Source organism: Chitinophaga sp., from assembly GCF_036566945.1.
Lineage (GTDB): Bacteria > Bacteroidota > Bacteroidia > Chitinophagales > Chitinophagaceae > Chitinophaga.
On the sequence record NZ_DATCVJ010000792.1, the window covers coordinates 1 to 11,278 of the forward strand.

10 protein-coding genes are annotated in these 11,278 nt (G+C 43.8%); 8 read left to right on the top strand and 2 right to left on the bottom strand.

Annotated features, from left to right (window positions below; translation table 11 throughout):
• Nucleotides 1-501: 501 nt before the first annotated feature.
• Nucleotides 502-834, top strand: a complete 333-nt coding sequence (locus VIP81_RS23965; RefSeq protein ID WP_331967320.1) for a hypothetical protein — start codon at nt 502-504, stop codon at nt 832-834.
• Between the two features lie 220 nt (nt 835-1,054).
• The gene (locus VIP81_RS23970) at nt 1,055-1,858 is read left to right on the top strand and encodes a hypothetical protein (RefSeq protein WP_331967322.1); all 804 of its coding nucleotides are present in this window, start codon (nt 1,055-1,057) and stop codon (nt 1,856-1,858) included.
• 79 nt (nt 1,859-1,937) lie between these two features.
• Here the strand turns inward: VIP81_RS23970 and VIP81_RS23975 are convergent, their stop codons facing one another.
• Nucleotides 1,938-2,597: a hypothetical protein gene (locus VIP81_RS23975; RefSeq protein WP_331967324.1), complete on the bottom strand. Its 660-nt coding sequence runs from the start codon at nt 2,595-2,597 to the stop codon at nt 1,938-1,940.
• Nucleotides 2,598-2,732: 135 nt separating this feature from the next.
• A complete protein-coding gene (locus VIP81_RS23980) occupies nt 2,733-3,272 on the bottom strand; it encodes a hypothetical protein (protein ID WP_331967326.1) in 540 nt (179 codons plus the stop codon).
• Nucleotides 3,273-3,467: 195 nt separating this feature from the next.
• Here VIP81_RS23980 and VIP81_RS23985 point away from each other — a divergent pair, with 195 nt between their 5' ends.
• The 6 genes from VIP81_RS23985 to VIP81_RS24010 form a co-directional block, all read left to right on the top strand.
• Nucleotides 3,468-4,688, top strand: a complete 1,221-nt coding sequence (locus VIP81_RS23985) for an amidohydrolase (RefSeq protein WP_331967328.1) — start codon at nt 3,468-3,470, stop codon at nt 4,686-4,688.
• Between the two features lie 62 nt (nt 4,689-4,750).
• A complete protein-coding gene (locus VIP81_RS23990; RefSeq protein ID WP_331967330.1) occupies nt 4,751-5,608 on the top strand; it encodes a helix-turn-helix transcriptional regulator in 858 nt (285 codons plus the stop codon).
• Nucleotides 5,609-5,846: 238 nt separating this feature from the next.
• A complete protein-coding gene (gene nusG / locus VIP81_RS23995) occupies nt 5,847-6,368 on the top strand; it encodes a UpxY family transcription antiterminator (protein WP_331967332.1) in 522 nt (173 codons plus the stop codon).
• 133 nt (nt 6,369-6,501) lie between these two features.
• Nucleotides 6,502-7,545 (top strand): MupA/Atu3671 family FMN-dependent luciferase-like monooxygenase, encoded by a 1,044-nt coding sequence (locus tag VIP81_RS24000; RefSeq protein WP_331967334.1) that lies wholly within the window; start codon nt 6,502-6,504, stop codon nt 7,543-7,545.
• Nucleotides 7,546-7,582: 37 nt separating this feature from the next.
• Nucleotides 7,583-9,442 carry an asparagine synthase (glutamine-hydrolyzing) gene (asnB, locus tag VIP81_RS24005; RefSeq protein ID WP_331967337.1) on the top strand — a complete coding sequence of 620 codons (1,860 nt, stop codon included), beginning with the start codon at nt 7,583-7,585 and terminating at the stop codon, nt 9,440-9,442.
• Nucleotides 9,443-9,566: 124 nt separating this feature from the next.
• The coding region (locus VIP81_RS24010) for an AMP-binding protein (RefSeq protein WP_331967339.1) at nt 9,567-11,278 on the top strand (1,712 nt) is incomplete at its 3' end.

Genomic DNA, 11,278 nt, shown 5'->3' on the forward strand with positions numbered 1-11,278 from the left:
ATAAATCCTATTTGGTGAATATTCACCAGATCAGCGCTATTGAAGGAAATATACTGCATGTGGGTAAATATGAAGTGCCCATCAGTAAATATCAGAAAGAAGAAATAATGGAGAAAATAGTGAATAATAAGTTACTAAAGAAGTAGGCCGTTTATTCACAGGATGGTGATACTTTTAAAGCCGTTTTGTGTGTTAGTTTTTTATGTGAATATTTGTCTTTATATTTAGTAAGTAATCCTATCTTATTGACAGACTCTAAAAATTGTACAGAACTTTTTTTTATCTTAAAAGTTACTTAACTTCATAGTCCTCTTAAAAAAGATTGTCGTATTGCAGACCCAAAATAACTATCCATGAATTAACCTGATCTTTTCCGATACGAGATGTATTTGCAATGTAAAGTGCCGTCTGTGGGATGTTTACCCAGATGTGTAAAAAGCTGTTTGCTACGTTTCGAAGAAAGTTTTTATTATTTTTTCTTCACCTCAAAATCACCATTTTATGGGAATCATTGCATTTTATGAAGGCAATAATGCCACTGAAAACATTGTTCAAACCGTGGAAGACAGCCCCGGTCAGAGCTGGAGGCCCACACAAGATGATGCTATCAGATCTGCCAAATTATTTGACGTACGTCCGGGCGCTGAAATCAGGGTATACGACTCTCCTGATGGGACCATGAACGATGATTTTTGCATCGTTAATGTAAAGCGGCCGTCCCCTGAGTACATCGTAGGAACTTTTGAGCGGAGTTATGAGGATGAATACGTGAGAGTAACTTTTATCCGCAACAATGGGCTGGATGGTAAAGTATCCCGCATCCAGATTAATTAATGCTTATTGCCGGAAGCCGCATAAATGTGATCGTTTGTGCGGCTTTGTCGTTAGCGTATCCCATTCCGATCTGGTGGATGTTGTTCGTGTAACATCAATTACAGAAAATAAAGAAAAGTTAAACATTTAATATATAAAAGATGTTGTGTTTGTAACATAGGGAGATAGCTATGTCTGTCTCTGAAGGAATTTTATCCAAAATGCACTCAAACATCGTCATATGTTCAAAAAAGGACTTTTCAAATCGGCCGTTTTAGTAATAATAATCTTTACAACCGTTCCTGGTATTGTTCATGCGCAGGAAAAACCAGCTACGCCGGCCGCGCCTTCGGATGAAGAACTAAAAAGGGCCAATGACCCAATGGCCAGTGTGAAGGCTGTTAATATACATAATTACATTGTTTCCAAATTATATGGGTTGCCCGATCAGCAGGCGAACCAGCTTATTGTCAGGTATTCGCAGCCGATCGGCCCCGTGCTTTTGCGCGCCAGTATGCCCTTTGTAACTTCTTCTGCAAGCGGCGTAGGCCCAACGAGTGGTCTGGGTGATTTTAACCTGTTTGCTATTTATACGCTCCCAACTAAAACGGGTAATAAGTTTGGTATTGGGCCTAATTTAACCGCTCCTACAGGTACACGCGACCTTGGCAGCGGCAAGTGGCAGGCAGGTCTTTCCTTCCTGGCTTTTTTTGCAAAAAGCCGCCTGATCCAGTTCGGCAGCTTGCTGCAATGGCAGGCTTCTTTCGCTGGCGATGAGGACCGCCCGGAAATAAGTACACTGAATCCACAGGTATTTTTTATCTGGCAAATAGGCGCGGGCTTTAACCTGCGGAGTACAGGCATCTGGACATTTAATCTCAGAAACGGTGATTATAATGTACCAATTGGTTTGGGTGCAGGTAAAGTAATAAAAGTGGGTGGCATTGTATTCAACATATTTGCTGAACCTCAGTTTACAGTACTGGCGCAAGGATTGGGGCAGCCGAAATTTCAAACATTTGTCGGGTTTAATACGCAGTTTTAAAAACCGGGGAGGCAATGATATTGTTTGTAAAACAGAAAAAACGGGATATAATTTAGCAATAAATTATATCCCGTCGCCATTAATATACAATCTCTCCTTTATTAATCAGCGATCTTACAGGTGAAATTCTGGATACTGCTTCTGCGGAACAACTGGCATCTATCAGTACTACGTCAGCTGCATCGCCGGCTTTAGGCCATTGCTGCACTCCTTTGTCATCCAGCGGGAGAACATTTCCGGTAGCCAGTTTCAAGCTCCTCGACAACAGGAACTCGGTAGAGTAGCCGTATAATTGCGCCATGGTATTGGCTTTTTCCAATACGCTGCCTGATCCAAACGTGCTCCAATGATCAACAATACTATCGTTGCCGGTCATTACATTCACCTGGTATTTATAAAGCGTGGGTATAGGCATGATTAACCCGCCGAATGGAATCGTAGACACAATGCCGATGCCGGCGGCGCCTAATTGCTCCGCAATCTGCTCCTGCTTCACTTTATCGATTTTTGCCAGCACAAAGCAGTGGCTTAAGAATGTTTTGTTCTTCAGCGCAGGATTTTCGTTTACCTTCTTCATCAGATATTCTACTGTTTTTAATCCGGACTCTCCTGATTCATGCAGATGAATATCAATGCCTTTTTTGTTGTCCAGCGCCAGTTGTACGGTGAAATCTATTGTTTTTTCAATGGCCCCATCAATGGTGTAGGGATCAAGACCGCCAATAAAATCAATGTCCATCTTTGCGGCTTCTTTGAGATAAGGAACTGAATCCGTATAGAATACGCCATGCTGGGGAAATGCTACCAGTTCCGCACCAAAGGAATTCTTTTTGTTTTCCAGTGCTTTGAGAAGATTGTTGAGCGACTGCAGTTTTTAGGTAGGTTCTATATTGACGTGACTTCTGGCGAAGTTGGTACCTTTAGATTGCAACAACTCCACGAGCTTTTCCGCACGATAAGTGGAAGTCTTCAGCATCTCCGGAAGAATTTGTTGCTCCAGGGCAATCATACCTTTAACCCCACCGGCTCCTCTTTTGGTGGTGTGCCATGGGCCACCGTAGAATGTTTTATCGAGATGGATATGCATATCCCTGAAGGCAGGGAGCATCAGCCAGCCTTTCGCATCAATAGCTTCGGCAGCATTAGGTTGATTGGCGGAAATACGCTTGATTTTACCGTCTTTGATTTCTATGCAGAATAATTCGGTATTGGTGTGGATGACTTCTCCCTCCTCATAAACAAATCCTGTTTCAAGTCGTACGTTCTTTAACAGGTAGCTTTTCCTGCTATTACTGGTGGCTTCACCGGCAAAAGCTTCTGCAGAGGCCAGTAAACCGGAGGCAAAGGCCATTCCTGCCATACCCAATCCAGACATCCTGATAAAATCCTTGCGGGATATTTCCGTTTTCTTCATAGTCCCCATCATTTTTTACAAAATTAATCTTCGTAAACGCATATTCTGTGAAGGATTCATGATATGCCTTGAAAGATTTATTAATAATCCGCCCGCAATTTATAAATCTTTCAAGTATCTGTATAGATATCACAAAGTTCTGGAGATATTTACCACTTACTTTGCTAAAGTAATCCGGGCATAAAAAAGGAACAAATGGATATGATAACAAACGACCATCGCTATATATTTAAGAATGTATTACTGGAAACAGGTTTTGAATACGATGGTGAAGAAGTGGTAAAGACGAAGACGGCACTTTTCTGTGTTGAAATAGCCGGTGGGAAGGTGAACGCTATCACCCCCAACGATCCGGGTAAAGACGGCATTGATGCGAAAGGCTGGCTGATGCTTCCTGCATTTAAAGATATGCATGCCCATTTGGATAAAATGCTCTATGGTTTGCCATGGCAGGCTGTTTCGGAAAAGAGAAAAACAGTAAAAGATCAGATTGCCTATGAACAGCAGATGATTCCGGAATGGCTGAAAACTTCTGTGGTACGAACAGAAAAATTGATCGATTTCCTGCAGTCAAACGGCACACACTATATCCGTTCGCATTTCAATATCGATCCTACTTCCGGCTTTGATTCATTAAAGCACCTGGAAACAGCATTGAAAAATAAAGAGAAAACGGTTGGTGCGGAGTTGGTCGCTTTCCCTCAGCATGGTGTATTTTACACCAATACCGCGCCGCTGCTGAAAGAAGTGGCAAAAATGAATATTGATTTCATTGGTGGGGTAGATCCCTATTCCATTGATGGCAGCATAGAAAAAACGATGGACCTGATCACGCAACTGGCTATCGATAACAATAAGGGAATTGATATTCATTTGCATGAAGCAGGTGAAAGCGGTGTAAAGACAATTGAATACCTGATTAACAGGGCAAATGAAAACCCGGCACTTCGCGGAAAAACCTTTGTGAGCCATGCCTTTGCGCTGGCGTATCTTTCCACATTGGATGCAGAGCGTATGGCTGCACGCCTGGCCGAAGCGGGTGTGGGCATCGTTTCCTCGGTGCCTTTCGGTAAAACCATTATGCCTATTCCGCTGCTGAGAAAGCATGGCGTGGAAGTACTGGTGGGTAACGATAATATCCAGGATCACTGGAATACTTTCGGACCTGGTCACATGCTTCAAAAGGCGAAACTCATTGCCGGCCTCTATGGCTATAGCTCCGAATGGGCGCTTTCAAGAACACTGGGCTTTGCCACCCGGTATATACTTCCGTTGGATGATAAAGGCAACCAGCAATGGCCTAAAGCAGGGAATGACGCTAATTTTGTATTCCTGGAAGCTTCCTGCTCTGCTGAAGCAGTGGCAAGAGTTTCCCCCGTTAAATCGCTGGTACACAAAGGGGAAATTGTATTCTGATAAATCTTTTTGCCGTAACTTTTCATATTTTAGAAGTGGAACTCCCAACTTAATTGGCTGATATGAAGATTTATGACGACACCGGCTATATTCCTGTCTTAGGTATCCATGAATTCAGGAAAGGACAGCAGGCTGGCTGGGAGGAATTCCTCTTCAATGAACTGCATGGTGAACGGCATATCGACAGGCCGCATAAGCATGATTTTTTTATTATCAACCTGTTTGAATCAGCAAAAGGAGTACATAATATCGATTTCCACGACTATCCAATTGGCAATAAACAAGTCCATGTACTGTTTCCCGGACAGGTACATACCTGGAGCATCAAGCCCAATACAACCGGTTACCAGCTGATGATACAGCAGCAGTTTTTCGAACGCTTCGCCTCGTTCTTCCGCTTCTCCTTTTCGAATTATATGAATCATCCGGTAATTCCGCTGACCGACGATAATTTCAAATTGCTGAAGTATGAATTTGATGCGATCAGAGATGAACTGAATTCTCCCAACTCAGTGCAGGAGATCATCAGCGCAAGGGCTGCCGTTATCGCCGCCATCGTGAGTAAGGAAGCGGAGCATATTTTTACGGATCTGAAAGTGTTCCAGTCTAACCCGAGACTTGCGAATTTCAATATGATGATTGATAAATTTTACAAGCAGGAAAAACTGGTCGGATTCTATGCTTCAAAGTTGCACATCTCTGCCAACTATCTAAATATTCTTTGTAAAAAACATCTCCACGTATCAGCCACCAGGCTGATACAGCAGCGCGTACTGCTGGAAGCAAAACGGCTGCTTCAAACAACAGACCTCTCTATAAAAGAAATTGCATTCGAACTGGGGTTTGTTGATCACGCGTATTTTTCCAATTTCTTTAAAGCCCAGGCAGGCGTTACCCCCACGCAATTCAGGGAAGGCTAGTGCAAACACAAAGCAGCAAGCGCCTTTCAGGGGGAGCCGGCTGAACCTACACAAATGTGTGGAATTGGGTTTGACGCTTAGTTTGTATTTACAATAGGGTTATCTTTATTTTCGATAGTAATTTGGAACAGGGCTGTTGGGTTTTTTAGAGTACCCCACCCCACAACGCTTCGAAAATTTAAAAAAGCTAGGCAGTGTTACTAGGCTTAGCGATAGCTTTATAGTTAACTGAATTGTTATGATAAGCCCAACCCGCACAAACAATAACTGGCAAGTTGTATATGTAAGGCCACGACATGAGAAGAAAGTATCTACAGAGTTGTCCTATCTGGACATCGAGCACTATTTGCCTATTAAGAAAGTAATGAAAAACTGGCATGACAGAAAAAAACTGGTAGAAGAGCCACTTTTTCAATCCTATTTGTTCGTAAGACTAAAGGATTCAAAAGAGTTTTATAATTGCCTGACACTGAATGGAGTGATCAACTATGTCAAATTAGGAAAGCAGGTTTCCGAAATCAGTGACATGGAGGTAGAGAATATCAGGCGACTGATTACCTATGGCGGTGATGTAGAAGAAGGGAAAGACGATTTTCAGGTGGGACAGCACCTGACAATTAAAGAAGGCCCGCTGGCGGGTATCAATTGTGAAGTCATTGAGCAAAATAACCGTAAAAAGATTCTTGTTCGTGTGCATATGCTGCAGCGAATATTATTACTATCCGTTTCTTCCTCGCAGTTAATGCAACTGCAGGCATAGTATCTCCAATCATTTCCTGCTAATTTATTGACAACAGACGCATAATTGACGTATGGTCCGCCAGCAGGCGGATAGTACGATAGGGATACCTGTTTCATTATGTGCCGCCATTTACCCATCAAACCTGATCCCCATGTGTGATTTAAGTTTATTCTTTTTTTCCAATTATGAGGTCGATGCAAACAATAAGTATGAACTATTGCTTGAATGCGTGAAATATGCCGACCAGAATGGATTTGCAGCTGTTTGGACACCTGAACGCCATTTCCATGAGTTTGGAGGACTGTTTCCAAACCCTTCTGTAGTGAGCGCTGCGCTGGCTATGATTACAGAAAATATAACGCTGCGTAGTGGCAGTGTAGTGTCGCCACTACATGACGTGATCCGGATCGCTGAAGAGTGGTCAGTGGTGGATAATTTATCTAAAGGCCGCATTGCGCTCTCATTTGCTTCAGGATGGAATGGGCATGACTTTGTGCTGGCAAAAGATAATTTCCGGAACAGGCATGAAATCATGTATGAGCAGATTGCTACGCTTAAACACCTGTGGAATGGCGGCACTGTTCAAAGAGAAAACGGGGTAGGAAAGGAGATCACCATCCGTATGTTTCCCGAGCCTTATAATAAAGATCTGCCTGTTTGGATCACCGCTTCCAGGCACGATGAAACGTTTATCCGTGCAGGTGAAATAGGGGCTAACCTGCTTACACATATGTTAGGACAGGAAATAGCTGAACTGAGCAGGAAGATTGGCCTCTACCGCGACGCCCGTCGTCGCAACGGCTTTGATCCTGCAGCCGGAAAGGTGGCGGTCATGCTGCACACCTTTGTTCATGACGACGAAGATTTTGTGATGAACACGGTAAGTGAACCTTTTCTGAATTACCTGAAGAGCTCTGCAGACCTGGACAAATTCCTCTATGAAGACGCTGGTCAGACCCGGGAACAATTATCCCCGGAGGTACAGGAGGAAATGCTGAGAGCATATATGCTGTATTATATCAGCCAGGCATCCTTAATCGGAACAACAGACCATGCTACCGAAATGATGAGCAAACTGGCAGATGCCGGTGTGAATGAAATTGCCTGCCTGATTGATTTTGGAATTGATCCCGCACTTGTATTGGCCGGGCTCAGAAACTTGAAAGTCCTGAATGGTGCCTTACAGGCATCCTGACCTGCTCCCTATTTATCATCGCAATTAATATAACAATATGTGCGGAATTTGTGGCTTCGTGAAAATTCACCGGCAGGTGGAACCGGAAGATACCGTCATTGCCCGGAAAATGGTACAGCAATTAACCCATCGGGGTCCCGATGGCTATGAGGTAAAGACATTTGATAATGTGGCGCTGGGGTTTAGCCGGCTGGGCATCATCGGGCTTGCCAATGGTATGCAGCCGATTTCAAATGAAGATGAATCACTGATCCTGATCTGCAACGGAGAAGTTTTTAACTATATTGAACTTAGGCAGGAACTCAAACAAAAAGGACATGTTTTCAAAACAGATTCTGATGTGGAAGTTATCCTGCATTTATTTGAAGAACAGGGGATTGACGGTCTTAACCAGATCAATGGTCAATTTGCATTTGCATTGTACGATAAACGTCATCAACAACTGTATTGCGCGCGTGACCAGATGGGTATTAATCCGCTGTACTATACTATCTTTAACGATACCTTTATCTTCGGTTCAGAGATCAAAGCCATTCTGGCTTATCCTGGCGTACCCCGGCAGATAGACAAAACTGGTCTGGACCAGATATTTACATTCCCCGGTATTGTTAGCCCCCGCACGATTTTCAAAAATATACAAAGTCTGGAAAACGGACATTTCCTTGTATTGGATAAAGCCGGTCAACTCAGCGACCACGAATACTGGGACCTGGTTTTCCCGGAAGAAAATACCACCACATCACAGCTGTCGGAAAAAGAATATGCTGACAGGATTGAAGAACTACTGGATAAATCCATCCGTTACAGACTCCGTTCAGATGTTCCTCTCGGCACTTATCTGAGCGGTGGACTGGATTCCTCTATTATCACTACAAAGGTCAGAGCATTTGCAGGAGATACCAGCAAGCATGTTTTTTCTATCGATTTTCCTGATGCGCAGATTTCCGAAACTCCCTTTCAGGAGCTGATTGCACAGCAAACAAACTCCATTCTGAATAAGAAGACTTTTTACTATGAGGATATCAGCGAAAGGTTAAGAACATGCATTTACCATTGTGAGACGCCTATCAAGGAGACTTTTAATGCTGCTACACACTACCTCTCAGAATCTGTACGAAATAAAGGTATTAAAGTGATCCTGTCCGGGCAGGGCGCTGATGAAATGTTCGCGGGTTACGTAGGGTACCGTTTTGACAAGATGAGAGCTATGCAGGGCATGGAAACGCCGATAGACCCGGTAGAAGCGGCCATACGTATGAAGATGTGGGGGGATCCCAATTTTATATACGAACGCAATTTTACGGAATCTATCAGGAGCAGAAGAGAGCTCTATTCGGCGGAGTTGAATGCCTGCTTTGACGAATTCAACTGCCTGCAATATCCTGTTATAGATACCCGCAAAATACAGGGCCGGGATATTATCAATAAGCGCTCCTATATAGATTTTAAAATCAGACTGATAGATCACCTGCTGTCTGATTTTGGCGACAGGATGGCGATGGCCAATTCAGTGGAGGTGAGATACCCTTTCCTGGATAAAGACCTCGTTGAATTTGCTACCAGTGTGCCGCCCGGCGTAAAACTGAAGGATTTTAACGAAAAGCATATCCTGAAGGAGATGGCCAGAAAGTTTGTGCCGGCAACAATTATAGACAGGGAGAAGTTTGGTTTTGTGGCGCCTGGAAGTCCCTATCTGTTGCAGCACAACATTGAATACATCAATGATCTCCTTTCATTTGACCGGATAAAAAGACAAGGTTTCTTTGATCCATTTAAGATAGAGGAACTGAAGAAAATATACAAACAGGAGGGGTACACGGTAAATGTTCCCTTTGAAACAGATTACCTGATCATAGTAATCACATTTGGCATTCTGCTGGAAGCTTTTATTGAATGAACTATCCGAAAACTGATAAACGATGAATTTGACAAACATATTTCTTGAAAGAAGTCAGTGCTCAAGGTCTGGAATATATTTTGTTGAGAGCGGCGCGACCACAACATTTCTCTCCTATGCCGAATTGAAAACCCAATCCCTTAGTGCATTGTACGGGCTGCAGGCAGCTGGTCTGCAACCAAAGCATGAATTGGTGCTGCAGGTGGAAGACAACAAAAGTTTTATTATAATTTTCTGGGCCTGTATACTTGGTGGCATCATCCCTGTTCCTTTAACAGCGGGGAGAAATGATAGCGACCGGAAAAAGCTGTTTCAGGTCTGGTCCCTGTTAAATAATCCAACACTGGCAGTATTGCCCGGACAGTTGGCACAATTGCAGCAGTTTGCGCAAAAGGAAGGCCTGCCGCAGATTAATCAGGCCTGCGATATGGCGGATATCCTCCTGGCAACCGGAGAGGGAGCAGTACATCAGCCACAGGATGACGATATTGCTTTTATACAGTTCTCCTCTGGTTCGACCGGTAGTCCCAAAGGTGTGGTGCTGACACATGCAAACCTGATAGCGAATATCGACGGCATCAGCAAGGGTGCGGCTTATACTGCAAATGATGCGATGCTTAGCTGGATGCCGCTCAGTCATGATATGGGCATGATCGGCTTTCATCTTAACCCGCTGTTGCTGGGAATAGACCATTACCTCCTGCCAACGAATTTATTCATCCGCAATCCCCGTTTGTGGTTTGATAAGATAGCAGAACATGGTATTACCATTACCTGTTCACCAAATTTCGGGTACCGGTATTTTCTGAAAAATTTAAAAGAAGAACAATATAACTGGGACCTGTCCCGGGTAAGAATCATATACAACGGTGCAGAGCCGATTTCAGAGACGCTCTGTGTGGAGTTCAACCAGAAGATGCAGCAGTATGGGTTGAAGGAGAGTGCCATATGTCCTGTGTATGGATTGGCGGAAGCTTCAGTGGCAGTATGCATGTCGGATCATCAAGCCACCCTGCAGACCCTATATCTGAACCGCCATCAGCTGAATCCGGGTAATAAGGTAGAAGATACAGCAGCGATAGATGACCGGATGGCCATTGTCAATGTAGGTAAACCCATTGCCCATTGCGCCATTAAAATAACAGATGCTGATGGCATTGACCTTGGAGAAAATGTTGTTGGTCATATCCGTATAAAAGGGAAAAATGTAACCAGTAATTATTATAACAGGCCGGAACTTTTTCAGCGTTTGCTGGATGCAGCAGGCTGGATGGATACAGGAGATCTGGGATTTATGAGACACGGTGCACTGTTTGTAACAGGCAGGGCAAAGGATGTGATTTTTGTCAATGGGCAGAATTATTATGCGCATGATATTGAAAAAGAGACGGAAGCAGTGGGGGGTGTTGAACTCAATAAGTTTGTGGTATGCGGTGCATTTAACACCGCGAAACAAACAGAAGAAATTGTGGGTTTCCTCTTACACCGGGGCACACTGGAAAGTATGGCGCCGGTGTCAGATGCCATCCGCCAATTTATAAACAGAAAATTTGGATTTGAGATTGATCAGATTATCGCGATAAAAGACATTCCTAAAACGACGAGCGGCAAATTGAAAAGGTATGAGCTGATGGACAGGTACCGCTCCGGGGAATTTGATACCGTAATACAGGCACTTCAGGAACTCATACATATCGACTATGAAGCGCCGGCTAGCCCCGCAGAAAGCGATTTATGGCATATCTGGCAGGAGGTGTTTCAGCGGAATGATTTCGGGGTGACACAGCACTTCTTTGAAATAGGTGGTAATTCCTTAAGAGCTGCCGGTGTGATTAT